Origin of the sequence: Alteraurantiacibacter lauratis (genome assembly GCF_037154155.1) — a bacterium.
GTDB lineage: Bacteria > Pseudomonadota > Alphaproteobacteria > Sphingomonadales > Sphingomonadaceae > Alteraurantiacibacter > Alteraurantiacibacter lauratis.
The window spans coordinates 51,240-68,529 of sequence record NZ_JBANRN010000003.1; the positions used below are offsets into that span (position 1 = coordinate 51,240).

Genomic DNA, 17,290 nt, shown 5'->3' on the forward strand with positions numbered 1-17,290 from the left:
CCTGCTCTGTTACCTCAAGCTGTGCCAGCGATCAGGGCCGCTTGCGGAACAGCAGCGTCATCCGGTCGCTCTCGCCAATCGCGGCGCGACGGGCGCGTTCCTCGCTGCCTTCGGGCGCGCCGGCAAAGCTGGGCGGCAATGACCACACGCCGCGTTCCCAGTTCGCCGGATCGGCCGGGTTGGCGTTGATATTACTGCGCGCGACCAGTTCAAAGCCGTAGGCCTCAAACAGCGCAATCACGTCCTGCTCGCGCTGGTAGCCGTTGTCGCCCAGCACATAGGAGGCGGGCGCGTCGGGCCGCGCGCGGTGCTGTTCCACGCCCACGAGGCCATCGTCCTTCAGCAGGGCGCGCAGGGTCACGGCCAGATCATGGAACCAGCCGAAGCGGCGGATATTGTGAATCTCGCGCATGATCATCACGCGGTCGACCGTGCCGTTCAGCTCTTCCGGAACGCTGCCGATATTGGCGCCGATCACCCGCGCGCCGCCCGCCGGCACCCAGCCGGCGGCCTGACCGGGGAAGTTTTCGGCGGTATTGCGCATCGACTGGAAAAAGCCGGGGCCGCCGCTTTCGCCCACATTGGGGTTGAGGCCGATATAGGTGCCCTGTGCCCCCAGATAGGGGATCAGGATGCGGCTGAACCAGCCACCCGATGGCATGAAATCCACCACCGTCATTCCCGGCTCGATGCCGAAGAAGGTGAGCGTTTCGGCCGGATTGCGCCACCGGTCACGCGCCCGATCGCCGTCGCGGATGGGGCTTGCCAACGCGTCTGCCAGCGCCGGATTGGCCGGGTGATGATGATGCGCAGCCGAAGGCGCTTGCGCAGCGGCAGGGGCGGAAAGCGCAAGCGCGCAGGCAGTCATCAAAGCGGCGGAAATTCGCATGGGCCTACTCCATCAACCTGGGGGGATATGGCCACAACCTAGCCCGAAGGCGGTGGATGACAAGCAGGTCTTTCGTTACCATTTGGGGCGTCAAGGAGACAAGAAAATGGCAAGCAGTCAGGCAATCGTCGCGGGCGGATGCTTCTGGTGTACCGAGGCGGTGTTCAACGACGTGGCCGGCGTCAGCCGGGTTGAAAGCGGCTATATTGGCGGGCACGTGGCCGATCCCACATACAAGCAGGTGTGCACCGGTGTGACCGGCCATGCCGAGGCGGTGCGCGTGACCTTCGATCCGGACGCGGTCTCGCTGGCGGACATCTACGACATGTTCATGGGCACGCATGATCCCACGCAATTGAACCGCCAGGGCAATGATGTGGGCACGCAATACCGCAGCGCGATCTTCCCGCTGGACGATGCGCAACGCGCCGAGGCCGAGGCCGCGATTGCCCGCTGGAATGAGGAGAATCCCGGCAGGAAGGCGGTCACTACGATTGAAGGCCCGGCCACCTGGTATCCGGCGGAAGATTATCACCAAGGATACTGGTATGGCGAAGGCCAGCGGAACCCCTATTGCCTGGCGGTGATCCCGCCCAAGCTGATGAAACTGCGCAAGAGCTTTGCGGAAAAGGTAAAGAGCTAGGCTTTGCTTACCTGCGCGACAGCAGGCCAGCCACCCATTCGCGCAGGCGATCCCACAGCGAAGGTGCGGCTTCTTCTGCCGCCTCGGCTTCTTCGCGCAGCAGGCGCGCGCGCAGCGAATTGTGGGGGCCGTCCACGATGTTGAGCTGCCGCGGTTCGGGCGGCATCATCCACGCGAGATCAGGGCCGTCAGCCGCGTCCGCCATGTCGTTCATCGGGAAGGGCGCAGGCGCCATGGCAGGCGCCGGCTCGTCCAGCACGGCTTCCACCGGCAGGTCGAACACCGGCTCCTCCACATCCGCCCCGGCGGCCTCGACCCTTTCCGGCTGTTTCCAGGCAATGCCGGGATCGGGCAACGGGATCGGCGCGGACAGGGCAGGCGGCGGTGCCACAGGATGCCATATATCGCCCAGCCGTTCGATGGACGACACGTGCTCTACCGGGGAAGAGTGCGGAGTTTCCGGCATGGTCGGAGCAGGGGGAACTGCCTCAGAATGGGGTCCGGAGTCGGGCTGCGGTTCGGGTTCAGGCTCGCAGGCCAGGGGAACAGGCAGCGCGGCAGATGCAAGCAGCGGCTGCGCTTGCGGCACGCGCGACGCGGTCAGATGCCGCATCCGCGCCAATTGCTCCTCGATCGAGGGGATGGAATCGTCGGAAGGCTCAGAGTCAAACTCAGAGCCAGGGGCCATGAAAGCGGCATCGTCGGCGTCGGGCCATGGCGCAAGATTGTTCAGTCCGGCGACAGGCCCGGTATCGGATTCCGTTTCCGCCTCATCTGCCCATTCGTCGTCGGCTGCGGCTTCCTCGTAATCCTCCGCAAAAGCCGGACCGGCTTCAAGGGCAAGCGCGGGTTCGGGCTCCCAATCATCCTCGGCATCTATCGGGGCGAGACCCAGCAACATGGACGGCACCGCGCGGCGTTCGGCCGCCAGCGGATCGCCCGCCTCTTCCATGATCTGCGCCCCGCCCATCGCCATGGCGATCTGCGCCTCGGCCAGTTCATCGGGATCAAGCACGAGGACGGGCCTTTTCTTCGGCTTGCCCATGCGGCCGCCCAGCAGGCTGCCATAAGGTCCATCAGCGAAATGGCCCGCCGAAAGCAGCGCTTCGTGATCCGCAATTTCAAGGCGTTGAGCAAGGGCCATGGGCAAAGCCTAGGGCGATATGGTGCCGATAGGCTTTCGGTTTATGGTTACCGCGCGCTTAACGCACGAATCGCGCAATGAAGAAGCCGTCGAGCCCGCCCGCCTCCGGCAACAGGCCCGGATGCGTGCGCAGCCAGCCTTGAGAAGTGGGGGCAAGGCCGCGGGGCAATTCCTCCGCCCGGATCAGATCGGGGGTGAGGGTAATGCGCGCCGCCTGATCCTCCCCTTCCGCCTCTTCCAGCGAACAGGTGGCGTAAACCAGCCGCCCGCCGGGGACGAGCCAGCGCTGAGCCCGGTCGAGCAGTTTCGCCTGCAATTCGGCCATCTCGGCAATCTGGCGCGGGCCAATGCGGTGCAGCACGTCCGGGTGGCGGCGGCAGGTCCCCGTGGCGGTGCATGGCGCGTCGAGCAGCACGGCATCGAACGGCAGCTTCGGTTGCCACTGCAAGGCGTCCGCCTCGATCACATCGGCAACAAGCCCGGTGCGGGCGAGATTTTCGTGGAGGCGTTCCAGCCGCTTTGCGCTCATGTCGAGCGAGGTGACGCGCCAGCCATTTGCAGCCAGTTGTAGCGTCTTGCCGCCCGGCGCGCTGCACAGGTCGAGCACGCTGCGCCCTTTGCCCGGCCCCAGCAGGCGGGCGGGCAGGCTGGCGGCCAGATCCTGCACCCACCACGCGCCTTCGCCAAAACCTTCGAGCGTTTCCACCGCCTGCCCGCGCGCCAGCCGCACATGGCCCGGCATCAGCGATATGCCGCCCAGCCGATCCGCCCATTCCTGCGTGGTGGCGGCATCTTTCAACGTCAGGTCCAGCGGCGGCGGTGCGGCCAGTGCGGGGGCGATCTGATCCGCCAGCGCGCCCCAGCGCATATGCACGGCATCGGGCAAGGTCGGTGCATCGGGCAATGTCACGCGCCTTTTCGACAGGGTGGAGAACACGCCATGCGCCAGCCTTCGCGGCCCGCCGTCGAGCAGTGGCAGGCACGTTGCCACCACCGCATGCGGCGGGGTATCGAGCCGCAAGGTCTGCGCCAGCATCAGGCGCAGCACGGTGCGCACCTTGGCATCATCAGCCAGCCTTTGCCGCGTAGCCGTGTCGATCAGCGCGTCGAGATCGACCAGCCAGCGCAAGGCCTCCCCCGCAATCGCACGGGCCAGCGCACGATCATCGCTCCGCTCAATCCCGCGCAAGGCACCGGGCGCAGCCTGTTCCAGCGTTTCGCCCCGGCGCAGCACGGCGTCCATCAAACGCAGAGCGGCGCGGCGGGCGGGAAATCCTGCGGTATCGGTCATCCCCGGCCATTAAGCCGCATTGCCAATCCGCGCCAGTGCCGCCATGTTTGGAGCCATGACCAAGCGCGCAACCAAGCGGCCCAAAGCCTTCGTAAAGCCCGCCCACTGGACCAGCGATCCCGCGCCCGCACCGGCTCCGGCCACGAATGACGAAGAACTATCCCCCACCCGCTATGGCGACTGGGAAAAGAACGGCATCGCGATCGATTTCTAATCTTTCTTCCCCTGATCCGCCGGGCCGAACATTTTCACCCAATCGACCTTGGCCAGCGCCACCAATGCCGCCAGCATCGCCACCTGAATCGCAATGCTGGCCGGGCTGGTCAGCGTCTCGCGAAACGCGTCGCCCAGGCTGGTATGCGCCACCAGATATTGCGCCGATCCGGCATAGAAGGTGTAGGACACCAGCCGCCCGGCAAAAAACGCCAGCGTAAACGGCAGGATGCGCACCCCCGCCAGCCCCACCGCGCCGAATTGCTGCGCCGAAGGGAGCGGCGACACGGCAAAGAACACGAGCGCCAGCAATCCGCCATGCTTCTGCCGTTCAAACGCCGCGCGCGCAGCGGCGAGGTTGGCACGCGTCTTGTCCGACAGTCTGCCCGCGAAAAAGCGGAAGCCAAGCGCCAGCAGATAACGCCCCGACGAAGACGCCAGCGCCGCCACCGGCACCAGTCCCCACAAGGGCAGGTTGGAATTGATGCCAAACAGCACAATCACCGACCATGTCGGCGGCCCGAAGGCGGGCATCAGGTTGATGGCAAAGACAACCGCGAACAGGATCAGATATTCGGTCAAATCCAGCCCGCCAGCTCGCGCCGGATCAGCGCTTCGAGCATGTCGATGCCCACCGGCTTGTCGTTGAGGCAGGAGAGCGCGGCAAAGTGCTCGCCGCCGCATTCGTCCACGAATTGCTCGCGCCCGCGGATCGCCAGCTCCTCCAGCGTTTCGAGGCAATCGGCGGAAAAGCCCGGCGCGGCAATGGCAAGGCGCCTGGTGCCGTTCGCCGCTTCCTCGGCAATCACCGTGTCGGTGGCGGGCTCAAGCCATTTGGCGGGGCCAAACCGGCTCTGGAACGTGGTGCGCAGCCGCATGGCAGGTCGCATGCCGCTGGCCCGCAAGGCATCACCCAGCAGGCGCGCGGTCTTCATGCAATGGCAGTGATAGGGATCGCCCAGTTCCAGCGTGCGTTTGGGCATGCCGTGGAAGGAGAGCAGCAGCACTTCGGGTTCGAAATCCAGCGCATCCAATTGCGCGCCGATATCCTCGGCCAGCGCAGCGATGTGCAGCGGCTCGTCATGATAAGGCGGCATCACGCGCAAGGATGCCTGCCAGCGCATTGCACGCAGCGCGTCGGCGGCCTTGTCCATCACCGTGGCCGTAGTCGCGCCCGAATATTGCGGGTAAAGCGGGGCGAGCACGATCCGTTCGCAGCCCTTGTCCATCATCGCCTGCAACTGGCGCGGGATCGACGGTTCGCCATAGCGCATTGCCCAATCGACCACCACGCCCTCGCCCGCCAGCCTCTCGGCCAGCGCCTCGGCCTGCCGCATGGTAATCGCGGCCAGCGGCGATCCGTCCTCGGTCCACACCTGGCTGTAGGCATGCGCGCTCTTTTTCGGGCGGACATTGAGGATGATGCCGCGCAGGATCGGCTGCCAGATAATTGCCGGGATTTCGACCACGCGCCGGTCGGACAGGAATTCGGCCAGATAGCGGCGCACGGCAGAGGTGGTGGGCGCGGCGGGCGTGCCGAGGTTGACGATCAGCACGCCCACTCTGCCGCTGGCGACAGAAGGGTGATCGGCGGGGAGCGATTGGGGTTGCCAGGTCATTGCGGCTGCCTTGCCGAAAGGTGATCGGTGCGCAAGGGGTCTATTGGTCGGCCATGCCCGCATCGCCTCCGGCATCGGGCTGGATGCTGTCCAACTGCTCCGCCGTGGTGGCGCTGGGCATGGCCGGATCGGTTGCCGCAGGGCCAGTGGCCGCGGGTGCGGCCTGCATGGCGCGCGACAGGTCGAAGGGCAGGGTGCGGAATGTAAGGCCCGTGGCCGATTGCAGCGCGGCGGCTATTGCCGGGGCGACCGCAGGCACGCCGATTTCGCCCGGATCGAAGCTGTCCTCCTCGCTCTCCACCAGATCGATCACGATGCGCGGACAATCGGCCAGCGATGGAAGCTTGAGATCGGCCAGCCGCGCAGTGGTAGGGCGGCCTTCGTCGTATCCGGTGGCACAGCCCAGTGCGAGCCCCAGTGCGAAGATGACACCGCCCTCGATTTGCTGGATGGCGATATCGCGGTTGACCACGCGGCCGATATTGACGGCCACCGCAATCTCGCTCACCCCGATGCCCCGCTCGCCGCTGCCGGCAGTGGCGACAACCGCGATACGGCCCGTGGCGCCCGCGCGGGTCATGCGGTGGCAGGCGATGCCTTGTCCCGTGCCGGGTGCGCCGCCTTCCCAGCCCGCCAGCCGCGCGGCGCGCTGCAGGCAATCGACCAGCGCGGGATCGCCGCCCAGCATGGCAATGCGGTAACCCATCGCTTCATGCTGGCCGCGCAGCGCCGCTTCGTTGACCACGCTTTCGATGGCAAAGCATGTGACCGCATCGCCGCCACCGCGCATCCGCCCGGCCGGCAGCGGCAAGTCCACCGGTATGTGATAGGCGGCCAGATTGGAGATGGCGTAGGGCGGATCGATCCCTTCCATCGCCAGCGGATCGGCCCGGCCCGCTACCGCATCCTTGGCGGCCCAGCTTGTCAGGTTGGCGAACAGGCGGCGGCCAAGTTCCAGCGCGGCAGGCGGGGTTGCCACGCGCAACCGCAGAGCAGCGATGCGCCCGTCGCCGGTCAACTGCGCCCCTGCCAGAATCGCCGCCGGGGCGCGGGGGTAAAGCGCGGCCTGTTCCTCTGCGCGCGACCAGACCAGTTGCACCGGCCGCCCCAATTCGCGCGCGATCAGCGCGGCCTCTATCGCCTGGTCGTGTTCCAGCCGCCGGTCGAAACTGCCGCCTGCGGGCATCGGGTAGAGCACGACATCGGCGGTGGAGAGGCCGATGGCGCGGGCCGCTGCAAGGCGGGCGGCTTCGGGAAACTGGCTGGCCATCCACAATTCCAGCTTGCCCCCGGTCAGCCGCGCGGTGACGCTGGTCGTCTCGATGGTGGCGTGGACGGCGGGCGCGATGTCGAACCGCAGGGCCATGGTAGGGGCAAAGCCGTCATCGCCTGCCCCGCGCTGCGCGATCAGCTGTCCGGTGCCCCGCCGCACGCCATCATCGAGGCTGGCGGTCAGCCGTTCGCTGCGCACCACGCGCGAGGCGGCAAAGCGCGGGTTCATCGCGGTCAGCGCCCGTTCGGCGTTCCACCAATCGGTCGCGGCGACGGCCAGCCAGCGTTTGCCGCGCACCACGCCAACAAGGCCGGGGACGCCCGCAATCCGCTCCAGATCGTAACCCACCAGCTCGGCCTCGGTCTGCGGGCCGTGGCGGATCGCGGCATAGACCAGATCGGGCAGGCGCACATCGGCGGTGAACAGCCAAGACCCGTCCACCTTGGATGGCAGGTCGAGGCGGGGGTAGCCGGTCGAATGGTCCTCGTTGTCCGGCTCCTGCCCGTTGTCACTGGCCGGGACAAGGGCCGGATCGCGCGGCGGATCGGGGCGCAAGGGCGGCGGGTCAGGCGGATCAAATCCGGCAGCCTCCGCCGCGAGTTCGGCAAAGGTCAGGCGGTTTTCGCCGTGAATGACAAAACCGCCCGCAGCCTCGCACTCCTCCCACGCCACGCCCCAGCGCGCGGACGCTGCCATCTGCAGCATGGCGCGGGCAGACGCGGCGGCGATGCGGCACGGCAGTTCATAGGCGGCCATGCTGGTGCCATCCGCCGTGGCGGTAAAGGCGTTGGTTTCCGCCCAGCGGCGCAGCAGCAGATCGTCCGCCTCGTCGCTCAGCATGGGGATTGCCAATTCGCGCAAGGGAGCCCATCGCGCCGCGAGCGGCAGATTGGCATAGGCGCCGCTGACAGGCGCCGGCTCCACCGCCATCTGCCGCCAATCCGCGCCCAGTTCCATCGCCACCACCTGCGGTAACAGCGTGGTAATGCCCTGCCCCATTTCGATCTGCGGCACCGCCACGGTGATGACACCGTCATCGCCGATTTTGAGCCAGACATCGAACACCGTCTCGCCCGCCAGCGGGTCGAGCGGGTTGTCGAACCGGCGCGGCAGTAGGGCGAACGCCACCAGCAGCCCGCCGCCCAGCGCCACCCCGGTCAATACGCCCCGCCGTGTCAGCTTCACCGCCTGCTCCCTATCGCTTCGGTGCCTTTAGGTGCCGCTCAACCCGCCGGCCTGTCGAGCCATTCGGTAAGCTTTTGCGCAATGCCGGCAAAATTGCGGCCCTGCTCGCTATCGTTGGCGGCCGGCGGCTGGCCCGTATCGCTAGCCACCCGGATCGCCATGTCGAGCGGGACGCGGCCGAGGAACGCATGGCCCAGCGCCCGCGCCGCCGCCTCTGCCCCGCCGCGCCCGAACGGATCGCTGCCTTCGCCGCAGTGCGGGCAGATATAGCCTGCCATGTTCTCGACAATCCCCACCACGGGGATCTGCGCCTGCGAAAACAGGTCGATCGCACGGGTCGCGTCGATCAGCGCCAGATCCTGCGGCGTTGTGACGATCACCGCGCCATCGGGCTTGAACTTCTGCAGCATGGTCAGTTGCACATCGCCCGTGCCCGGCGGCAGATCGACCAGAATGAGATCGGCATCGCCCCAGTCGGCCTCCATCATCTGCGTCAGCGCCTGCCCCACCATCGGGCCGCGCCAGGCAATCGCCTTGCCGCCTTCGATCAGCTGCGCCATCGAGAGCAGCCGCACGCCGAATTCGCATTCCACCGGGATCAGCGTCTTGCCCTCGGCGCGAGGGCGACCGCGCGCCGGATCGAGCAGCATGACCTGGCTGGGGCCGTAGATATCGGCATCCACCACGCCCACCTTGCGGCCCATGCCCACCAGCGCCACGGCCAGATTGGCGGTCAGCGTGGATTTGCCCACCCCGCCCTTGCCCGAACCCACCGCCACGATGCGGCGCTTGGGCTTGTCCGCCATCAGGCCCACGCGCACCTCGGCAACGCCCGGCACCGCGCTGGCGGCGGTTTCCAGTTCCTTCTGCAATTGTGCCGCCGCGCTGCGGCCCAGCCCGCCGGCATCAGCGATGATCGTGGCGACACCATCGGCAAAGCGAACCGAGCGGACCATGGACGAAAGTTCAGGTGGCAAAGCCTGGCGAATATCATCTGCGCTTGTCATGGCGCCCCTGCTAGCCCTTGTTCGCGCAATACGCAGCGAAAATTGCGCGCCTTCCCCTGTTTTTTGCCGATTTGCCCCCTATACAAGTTGGCATGGAGAGAACAGGCGGATTGATCGAAAGGATCGCACTGGCAATGGCCGGCAAGCGAAACCCATGGGGCGGTTCCGGCAGTGGCGGAAACGATGGCGGCAAGGATGGTTCTGAACCTGAGGCAGGGGCGAGTGGCAAGCCCGGTTCTGCAGGCGGCTCCGGCGAAGGGCTGAAGGGCGAAGGCAAGCCGCCGCGCGGCCCGCGCAATCCCTGGCTTCCCGGCGGCGGCAGCGAAGGCCCGGCTGATGGACAGCCGCCGCGCCGTTCCGCCTCGATCGAGGATCTGTTCAAGCAGCGCGGCCCCGAAGGCCCGCGTCGTTCAGGAGGCGGTGGCCCGCGCGGTCCCAATTTCCGTATGCCGCAGCGCCCCGGCGGAGGCAGTTGGCTGCCGCTGGCGCTGGGCGCGGTTGCGGCGGTGTGGCTGTTTGTCTCAAGCGTTCACTTCATTCAGCCGCGCGAACAGGCGGTGGTGACATGGCTGGGCGGGCGTTTCAGCCATACGCTCAATCCCGGCACCAATTTCACCATGCCCTGGCCGATCCACGTGGTGGATGTGGAAAATGTCAGCGAAATCCGGATCGAGCGGATTCCTGCCGGGAACGAGGAAAAGCTGATCCTGACGGCCGACCAGAACCTGGTGAATCTGTCCTATCTTATCCGCTGGAACATCTCTGACCTCGCGTTGTACCGGTTCCAGCTGTCCGACCCGAACGAGACGCTGCTCGAAGTGGGCGAGGCGGCGATGCGTGCGGCCGTGGCCGAACAGGATCTCGACACCGTGCTGACGGGTGAAGGCCGCGCCACCATTGAAGGGCAGGTGCGCCGCAATATGCAGGGTATTCTCGACGCTTTCCGTGCCGGCATACAGGTGCAGGGCGTCGAAATCGCCCGCACCGACGCGCCCTCGCAGGTGATCGAGGCCTTCAACGATGTTCTCGCCGCGCGCCAGAACGCCGAGCGCAACCTTAACGATGCGCGCCGGTATGAACAGCAATTGCTGGCGCAGGCACAGGGGGATGCGACCGCATTCAACAACATTTACGAGGAGTACCGCCTGGCTCCCGAAGTGACCCGGCGCCGCCTCTATTACGAAACCATGGAAAACGTCCTCGCCAACACCGACAAGACAATCGTCGAAGCAACGGGTGTGACCCCCTATCTGCCGCTGCCTGAACTGCGCCGCCGCGCGGCCGCCAGCGCAGCCGCTGCCGCTGCCCCGGCTGCGCCCGTGACGGGAGGACAGTAAGATGTGGGAAACGCACAAGAATTCGCTGATCGCGCTGGGTGTGCTCGTCGTCGCCCTGCTCAGCAGTGTCGTGATCGTTCCGGAAACCATGCAGGGCGTGAAGATCCGCGCGGGGGAGCCGGTCTATACGATCAACCGCTTCGATCCTAACCAGCCCTTTGGCCAGACGGGCGCGGGCATTTACTGGCGTATCCCGCTGTATGAACGCATCCAGATGGTCGACCGCCGCGTGCTCGACCTCGACATGGAGCGCGAGGAAGTGCTGGCGGTGGACCAGCAGCGCCTGGTGGTCGACGCCTATGCCCGCTTCCGCATTATCGACCCCGTTCTGATGGTGGAGCGCGCCGGCACCGAACAGCAATTGCGCTCGGCCCTGCTGCCGATTCTCAACTCCGCGCTGCGGCAGGAACTGGGCCGTCGCACCTTTGCCAGCCTGCTGACGCCTGAGCGCGGCAATGCCATGACCAATATCCGCGACGCGCTCGACCGGCAGGCACGCACCTATGGCGCACAGGTGCTCGATGTGCGGATCAAGCGGGCCGACCTTCCCGAAGGCACGCCGCTGGAAGCCGCCTTTGCACGCATGGAATCGGACCGTCAGGAAGAAGCCGAAACGATCCGCGCGGGCAGCCGCCGCGACGCGCAGATCATTCGCTCGCAAGCCGAAGCTGCCGCCGCGCGCATCTATGCCGATGCCTATGGCAAGGATCCCGAATTCTACGACTTCTACCGGGCGATGCAGTCGTACCGCCGCACCTTTGAAACAGGCGAAGGCGAAAGTTCGATCATCCTTTCGCCCGACAACGAATATCTCCGCCGTTTCCGGGGTGGCTGACGCGGCGTTCGCGTCCGGCCCTTCCGGCAACATCCACCCGGCGCTTGCACGTGTGCCCAGCTGACGACTACATTTGTCGTTCAAAGCCCGTTCAGGTGATTTGGGCTGGAACAGGCGCCTGGGACAGGCATTCCGCTGCAACAGCCAAACGGCATTGCAGAGGCAGACAACAAGGATGAACAAGGACGTGAAGCCAGTGCGACTTTCCTACGGCATCACTTCGGCCCTGCTGATCGGCGGGGCTGCCATTTCGCTCGCCACCGGTCACCCCGCAGGGGCGCAAGTGGCGCAGAACGAGCTTCTGACAGGCCGATCGGTGCCGGTGGCAGGCGCGCCATCGAGCTTTGCCGACCTGACCGAGGTGCTGATGCCGGCGGTGGTGAACATCTCCACCCGCCAGCGCATCACCATCGAAAACGTCAACCCCTTTGCCGGCACGCCCTTTGCCGACCTGTTCGGCAATCGCGGCGGCGGCACCCCGCAAACGCGCGAGGCGCAGTCGCTGGGATCGGGCTTCATCGTGTCGGCCGATGGCTATGTCGTCACCAACAACCACGTGGTGCGCCCCGATGGGCGCGCGCGGCTGGAATCGATCACGGTCACGCTGTCGGACGGCACGCCTTACGAGGCGACGTTGGTGGGCACGGACGAGCAGAGCGATCTCGCCGTGCTCAAGATCAACCGCAGCCAGCCCTTCCCCTTTGTGCGCTTTGGCGATTCGAGCCGGGCGCGCGTGGGCGACTGGGTGATTGCGATCGGCAACCCGTTCGGCCTCGATGGCACGGTGACCGCGGGGATCATTTCCGCCGTCTACCGCTCCACCGGCAGCCGCGGCGCGTTTGACCGCTATATCCAGACCGATGCCAGCATCAACCGCGGCAATTCGGGCGGCCCGCTGTTCGATATGGCGGGCAATGTGATCGGCATCAACAACGCCATCCTTTCGCCTTCGGGCGGCAATGTCGGCATTGGCCTTGCCATCCCGGCAGAGGACGCGCAGCCGATCGTGCAGCAGCTCATCAACGGCCAGACGATCGAGCGCGGCTTCCTGGGTGTGCAGATCAATCCGGTCGACCGCGACTTTGCCGCCGCCTTGGGAATCCCGGAAAACAGCGGCGAATTCATCCAGAGCGTGCAGCCGGGCCAGGCAGCCGAGGCAGCAGGTCTGCGCGCAGGCGACGTGGTGATTTCGGTCAACAACGAGGAAATCACCCGCAACCGCAGCCTGTCCTATATCGTTGCGAATATCCGCCCCGGCACGCGCGTGCCGGTGGAATATATCCGCGACGGGGAACGCCGCCGAACCACGGTGACCGTGGGCCGCCGTCCCAGCGAGGAGGAACTGCGCTCGCAGGCGCAGGGCTTCGATACCGATGCCGAAGGTCAGGGCGAGCTCGATCCAGCCAAGCAGAGCGGCGTGCTGGAACAGGTGATGGGTGTGCAGGTGCTGGCCATCACCCCGCAGATTGCCCGGCAGCTGGGGTTGCCGCAGAACACGGTGGGCGTGGTCGTGGCCGCGGTCGATCCGGGTTCGGATGCGGCGCAAAAAGGCCTCGCGCGCGGCACGGTGATCTTTACCGCCAACGGCCGCGCGGTCGCTACTCCGGCCGAACTCGAAGCGCAGGTACGCGCCGCGCAGGGTGAAGGGCGCGAGGCTGTGCTGCTGCGCATCGGCGGACGCGGCCAGCCTGAACGCACGGTTCCGGTGCGCCTGCGCCGGGGGAACTGAACCGAAGGCAGGCTGTCGCGCCTGTCCCAACGCAAAGGGCCGCCCCCGATCAGGGCGCGGCCCTTTTGCTTGCACATCTAACGCAAAGCCATATCAGGGCCGTCTGACAGGGCCACCAGTCGCCTGCTCAAGGAAGTCGTCATTCGCCGCCGGCGGCGCGGAAGGCGGCGCATTGCCGGGAAGGCCCATGCCTTCCACGCTGTCGCGGCGCGGTGCCGGCACCCGGTCCATGGGCGGATCGCCCGGCCCCGACGGACTGCTGCCCTGCCGCTGTGGCTCGATCAGATTGCCGCGTTCGTCGATATAGTAATAGTCGTCATACTCGCCGTAATAGGCGTCCGGATCTTCCAGTTGCCAATCGGGCAGTTTCAGCTCGGTATCGAATTCCTCCACCGGGCGACCCTGCACCGCACGGCGCATATAGGCAGCAAAGGCGCGCGCGGGCGCAGTGCCGCCTTGCAGGCCGGGGACGGCGCGGTTGTCATCCCGGCCCATCCACACACCGGTGGTTATGCCGGACGAAAAGCCCACGAACCATCCATCCTTGTTGTCGCTGGTGGTGCCGGTCTTGCCCGCCACGGGCCGCCCGATCTGCGCCGCGCGGCCCGTGCCGGTGTTGACCGCGGTCTGCAACAGGTCGGTGATCCCCGCTGCCACGTAATCGGGCACCAGTGTCAGTTGCGGGGCATTGCGATGGCGGTAAAGCTCCTCGCCATCGGCCGTGGTCACGCGCACAATGCCATAAGGTTCGACCGACTGCCCGCGCGCAGCCACGGCGGCAAAGGCGCGTGTCATGTCGAGCAGACGCACTTCCGAACTGCCCAGCACCATTGCAGGCTGTGTGTTGATTGGTGTGGTGATGCCAAACCGCCGCGCCATACTGGCCACGTTGGAAAAGCCGACTTCGTTGCCCAATTGCGCCGCCACCGTGTTCACCGAATAGGCAAAGGCGGTGCGCACATCGATATCGCCGGTGAAGCGGCCGTTGGAATTGCGCGGACTCCAGCCGTTGATCGTGACCGCCTCGTCACGCACGCCGGTGCCGGGCGTATAGCCGGCTTCCAGCGCGGCGAGATAGACGAAGAGCTTCCACGCCGATCCCGGCTGACGCAGCGCGGTGGTGGCGCGGTTGTAATTGCTGGCGACATAATCGGTGCCGCCCACCATCGCCAGGATTGCGCCGTCGCGGTCAAGGCTGACCAGCGCGCCTTGCGCACCCGCTGGGACATTCGAACGGATCGCGCTGTCAGCGGCCGCCTGCAGGCCGGGGTCGATCGTGGTCCACACCTCGATCGGTTCGAAACTGCCGCTGGGCAGCAGCAGATCGAGCTGCGGCAGCACCCAGTCGGTGAAATAACGGATCGAATTCTGCCCGGCCTCGCGCCGCAGCTTCACGGTCGAGACATCGACATCGCGCGCCAGCGCCGGGTCGAGATCGCCGTATTTCACCATCTGCGCCACCACCACATTGGCGCGGCTTACCGCAGCTTCAATGTCGGCAGTGGGGGAATAGCGGCTGGGCGCCTTCACCAGCCCGGCGATGATCGCAGCCTCTTCCAGCGTCAGTTCGCGCGCCGAATGGGAGAAAAAGCGGCGGCTGGCGGAATCGATGCCATAGGCGCCGCCGCCGAAATAAACCTTGTTGAGATAGAGTTCGAGGATCTGTTCCTTGGAAAAGTTCCATTCCAGCGCCATGGCCAGAATCGCCTCGTTCAGCTTGCGGTCGAGCGAGCGGTTCGAATTGAGGAACACATTGCGTGCCAATTGCTGCGTGATGGTGGATGTGGCGGACACCTGCCGGTCTTCGGAAAAGGCGTTGTAGACCGCACGGGCCAGCCCCAGCGGATCGATCCCGAAATGCGAGTAGAAGCGGTGATCCTCCACGCTGATCATCGCGTCCTTCATCACCTGCGGGATTTCGTCCTGCCCCAGCCATTCCCCATAGGAGGGGCCAAGCGCCACGATCTCGCTGCCGTCACGCGCCCGCACGATGATCGACTGGCCGTTCTGGCTGCTCATCAAGGCAGCAAAGGAGGGCATTTCGCGCGCGGCAAAAAATACCGCCGTGCCAATCGCAATCGCGGCCAGCGCGCCCAGCGCACCGCCCGTTATCGCCAGCCTGCCTATCCAGCGCCGGGCAAAGGCTTTCCACCCGACGGACGCGGGCTTTCCCTTGCGGTTTTGCGACGATCTGGAGCTTGCGCCCCGCCTGCTGGCCATGTGCCTCTTGGTCACCCTTTATCGGCAAAGCGGCGGGCCTGCCGCGCCCGTAAAGCCGCGTCGATCCTGCCCGCTTGCATGAGACAAGGATAACCTGCGGTTAACAGGCGATGCCTTTTCCCAATCCTGACAAGGCCCGCCATTACCGTGTGGGCGGCTAACCTGCAACACAAGCCCTGCATCGGCCGGACGCAAAATTGCCCTCCGCACGGCATCAGCCCGGCACCTACGCAGCTTGCGGGAACTGCGCATTATCCGCCCGTTCACCATTAAACCTTGCGCAACTGTTTTGTCCTATTTGCTTGAATGAGAATAATATTAGGGGGGTGATTTCGGTGCAAATTGCATGGATGCAGCTGATACGTCCGCGCTTGCCAGTGCTGTGGCCGATCGCCGCGCTCATCGCCCTGCCTCTCGTCCTGATGCTGACACTGATGGTGACAGGCGCCTTTGCCGATGGCGGTCCGGCCGAAATACACGGCAGCCATTTCCTGATCGGCCTGGCTGTCTATCTTGTTGCCGCCGTGGCCGCCGTGCGTATCGGCCTTTCACGCCTCAGCCAGCTTGAGGCGCTGGGCCTGACCGACAGCCTGTGCAATGTCCCCAACCGCCGCGCGCTGCATCTCGATACGCAGCAGCGCACCACCACGGGCGAAGACATTGCCGTCGCGATGATCGACCTCGACGGTTTCAAGAGCGTCAACGACCAGTACGGCCACGCCGTGGGCGACCGGGTGATCCGGGAATGCACCCGGCTGATGGGCGAGATCTGCGCCGGAGAGGCCAGCCATTACCGCCTGGGCGGCGATGAATTTGCCGTGGTGGTGATCGGCCCGCTGGCGGGAAACATCCTCGAAGGAATCTGCCACAAGCTGCTGGCCGCGCTGCAATCGCCGTTGATCGTCGATGACCGGCGCATCAGGCTGGGCGCCAGCATCGGCCTGACGCGATCATCTGCCGAATATCCGCTCAGTTCATCGGAATTGCTGCGCCGCGCCGATGTGGCGATGTATGTGTCCAAGGAACTGGGCAAGAACCGCTGCACCTGGTTCAAGGAGGAATTTGACCAGCGGCGCGAAGAACGCAAGCAGATCGAGAACGACTTGCGCCGCGGGCTCGAACGCGGCGAATTCCGTTTGCTGTATCAGCCCCTGGTCGATGCCAAGACGCGCGAAGTGGTGGCGGTGGAGGCACTCATACGCTGGGAGCGTCCCGATGGCCTGCGCATGGGGCCGGATGTGTTCATTCCCATTGCCGAGGAATCGGGGCTGATCGGCCCCATCGGCCTGTGGGTGCTGCAACAGGGATGCCGCGACGCGCTGAACTGGGGCAATGTCAAACTGTCCGTCAATGTCTCGGCCGCGCAATTGCGCAATCCCGAATTTCCCATCCAGCTGGGGCAGGTGCTGGAGGAAACCGGTTTTCCCCCGGCGCGGCTCGAACTGGAAGTGACCGAAACCTATCTGGTGGGCGATCCCACCGTGGCCGGGCGCAGTCTGGAAATGGTGCGCAGCTTTGGCGTGGGCGTGGTGCTCGACGATTTCGGCACCGGCTATGCCTCGATCGGGTTCCTGCGCAAATTCTGTTTCGGCAAGCTCAAGCTCGACCGGTCGCTGGTGGTCGAATCCGCGTCGGACATGGGTTCGCACGCGATGATGGTGTCCAGCATCGCGGTGGCCCGCGCCATGGACATGGATGTCACCGCCGAAGGCATCGAGACCGAAGCGCAGGCCGACATGGTGCGCGCGGCGGGATGCGACCAGATGCAGGGCTGGCTCTATTACAGGGCGATCACTGCCGACGAGATCGGCGCCATCGTCTCCTCGGAAGACCCGGACATAGCGCTAACGGGAACTTAACCATGCCGGCGCAAACGATCGGGCAAAGTGGCACAGGGCGGGGCTG

General features: G+C 65.7%; 14 protein-coding genes. 6 read left to right on the forward strand and 8 right to left on the reverse strand.

Annotation, left to right across the window (positions count from 1 at the left end):
- Positions 1–31: 31 nt before the first annotated feature.
- Positions 32–868: a class I SAM-dependent methyltransferase gene (locus WFP39_RS04075; RefSeq protein ID WP_336917868.1), complete on the reverse strand. Its 837-nt coding sequence runs from the start codon at positions 866–868 to the stop codon at positions 32–34.
- 127 nt (positions 869–995) lie between these two features.
- Between WFP39_RS04075 and msrA the strand changes: the two genes are divergently transcribed.
- Positions 996–1,532: a peptide-methionine (S)-S-oxide reductase MsrA gene (gene msrA / locus WFP39_RS04080; protein WP_336917869.1), complete on the forward strand. Its 537-nt coding sequence runs from the start codon at positions 996–998 to the stop codon at positions 1,530–1,532.
- A gap of 7 nt (positions 1,533–1,539) precedes the next feature.
- Here the strand turns inward: msrA and WFP39_RS04085 are convergent, their stop codons facing one another.
- Positions 1,540–2,676 (reverse strand): hypothetical protein, encoded by a 1,137-nt coding sequence (locus tag WFP39_RS04085; RefSeq protein WP_336917870.1) that lies wholly within the window; start codon positions 2,674–2,676, stop codon positions 1,540–1,542.
- A gap of 58 nt (positions 2,677–2,734) precedes the next feature.
- The gene (locus WFP39_RS04090; protein WP_336917871.1) at positions 2,735–3,967 is read right to left on the reverse strand and encodes an RsmB/NOP family class I SAM-dependent RNA methyltransferase; all 1,233 of its coding nucleotides are present in this window, start codon (positions 3,965–3,967) and stop codon (positions 2,735–2,737) included.
- A 55-nt stretch (positions 3,968–4,022) separates the two neighbouring features.
- On the opposite strand from WFP39_RS04090, the gene WFP39_RS04095 reads away from it, so the two are divergent.
- On the forward strand, positions 4,023–4,181 hold the full coding sequence (locus tag WFP39_RS04095; protein ID WP_336917872.1) for a DUF1674 domain-containing protein: 159 nt from the start codon (positions 4,023–4,025) through the stop codon (positions 4,179–4,181).
- Here the strand turns inward: WFP39_RS04095 and WFP39_RS04100 are convergent.
- Genes WFP39_RS04100 through WFP39_RS04115 form a run of 4 tightly spaced genes read right to left on the reverse strand, consistent with a single transcriptional unit; the run spans position 4,178 to position 9,213 of the window.
- Positions 4,178–4,762, reverse strand: coding sequence for a hypothetical protein (locus WFP39_RS04100; protein WP_336917873.1), 585 nt, complete (start codon positions 4,760–4,762; stop codon positions 4,178–4,180). The two genes, WFP39_RS04095 and WFP39_RS04100, sit on opposite strands and share 4 nt — an antisense overlap.
- On the reverse strand, positions 4,759–5,799 hold the full coding sequence (gene hemH, locus WFP39_RS04105; protein ID WP_336917874.1) for a ferrochelatase: 1,041 nt from the start codon (positions 5,797–5,799) through the stop codon (positions 4,759–4,761). Before hemH ends, WFP39_RS04100 begins: the two co-directional genes overlap by 4 nt.
- Before the next feature lie 40 nt (positions 5,800–5,839).
- Positions 5,840–8,257 carry a molybdopterin cofactor-binding domain-containing protein gene (locus tag WFP39_RS04110; RefSeq protein WP_336917875.1) on the reverse strand — a complete coding sequence of 806 codons (2,418 nt, stop codon included), beginning with the start codon at positions 8,255–8,257 and terminating at the stop codon, positions 5,840–5,842.
- Between the two features lie 38 nt (positions 8,258–8,295).
- Positions 8,296–9,213 carry a P-loop NTPase gene (locus WFP39_RS04115; RefSeq protein WP_336917876.1) on the reverse strand — a complete coding sequence of 306 codons (918 nt, stop codon included), beginning with the start codon at positions 9,211–9,213 and terminating at the stop codon, positions 8,296–8,298.
- 185 nt (positions 9,214–9,398) lie between these two features.
- On the opposite strand from WFP39_RS04115, the gene hflK reads away from it, so the two are divergent.
- The 3 genes from hflK (at position 9,399) to WFP39_RS04130 (ending at position 13,165) form a co-directional block, all read left to right on the forward strand.
- Complete coding sequence (hflK, locus tag WFP39_RS04120) at positions 9,399–10,601, forward strand: protease modulator HflK (RefSeq protein WP_336917877.1); 1,203 nt, start codon at positions 9,399–9,401, stop codon at positions 10,599–10,601.
- A 1-nt stretch (position 10,602) separates the two neighbouring features.
- Positions 10,603–11,436 carry a protease modulator HflC gene (hflC, locus tag WFP39_RS04125; protein ID WP_336917878.1) on the forward strand — a complete coding sequence of 278 codons (834 nt, stop codon included), beginning with the start codon at positions 10,603–10,605 and terminating at the stop codon, positions 11,434–11,436.
- A 175-nt stretch (positions 11,437–11,611) separates the two neighbouring features.
- Positions 11,612–13,165 carry a trypsin-like peptidase domain-containing protein gene (locus WFP39_RS04130; RefSeq protein WP_336917879.1) on the forward strand — a complete coding sequence of 518 codons (1,554 nt, stop codon included), beginning with the start codon at positions 11,612–11,614 and terminating at the stop codon, positions 13,163–13,165.
- 93 nt (positions 13,166–13,258) lie between these two features.
- Here the strand turns inward: WFP39_RS04130 and WFP39_RS04135 are convergent, their stop codons facing one another.
- Positions 13,259–15,385, reverse strand: a complete 2,127-nt coding sequence (locus WFP39_RS04135; protein ID WP_336917880.1) for a transglycosylase domain-containing protein — start codon at positions 15,383–15,385, stop codon at positions 13,259–13,261.
- Between the two features lie 377 nt (positions 15,386–15,762).
- On the opposite strand from WFP39_RS04135, the gene WFP39_RS04140 reads away from it, so the two are divergent.
- Positions 15,763–17,244, forward strand: a complete 1,482-nt coding sequence (locus WFP39_RS04140; RefSeq protein ID WP_336917881.1) for a putative bifunctional diguanylate cyclase/phosphodiesterase — start codon at positions 15,763–15,765, stop codon at positions 17,242–17,244.
- Positions 17,245–17,290: the final 46 nt, after the last annotated feature.

Coding starts and splice junctions, on each gene's coding strand:
- WFP39_RS04075 (WP_336917868.1), bottom strand. CDS start 868: ATGACTGCCTGCGCGCTTGCGCTTTCCGCCCCTGCCGCTGCGCAAGCG.
- msrA (WP_336917869.1), top strand. CDS start 996: ATGGCAAGCAGTCAGGCAATCGTCGCGGGCGGATGCTTCTGGTGTACC.
- WFP39_RS04085 (WP_336917870.1), bottom strand. CDS start 2,676: ATGGCCCTTGCTCAACGCCTTGAAATTGCGGATCACGAAGCGCTGCTT.
- WFP39_RS04090 (WP_336917871.1), bottom strand. CDS start 3,967: ATGACCGATACCGCAGGATTTCCCGCCCGCCGCGCCGCTCTGCGTTTG.
- WFP39_RS04095 (WP_336917872.1), top strand. CDS start 4,023: ATGACCAAGCGCGCAACCAAGCGGCCCAAAGCCTTCGTAAAGCCCGCC.
- hemH (WP_336917874.1), bottom strand. CDS start 5,799: ATGACCTGGCAACCCCAATCGCTCCCCGCCGATCACCCTTCTGTCGCC.
- WFP39_RS04115 (WP_336917876.1), bottom strand. CDS start 9,213: ATGGTCCGCTCGGTTCGCTTTGCCGATGGTGTCGCCACGATCATCGCT.
- hflK (WP_336917877.1), top strand. CDS start 9,399: ATGGCCGGCAAGCGAAACCCATGGGGCGGTTCCGGCAGTGGCGGAAAC.
- hflC (WP_336917878.1), top strand. CDS start 10,603: ATGTGGGAAACGCACAAGAATTCGCTGATCGCGCTGGGTGTGCTCGTC.
- WFP39_RS04130 (WP_336917879.1), top strand. CDS start 11,612: ATGAACAAGGACGTGAAGCCAGTGCGACTTTCCTACGGCATCACTTCG.
- WFP39_RS04135 (WP_336917880.1), bottom strand. CDS start 15,385: ATGGCCAGCAGGCGGGGCGCAAGCTCCAGATCGTCGCAAAACCGCAAG.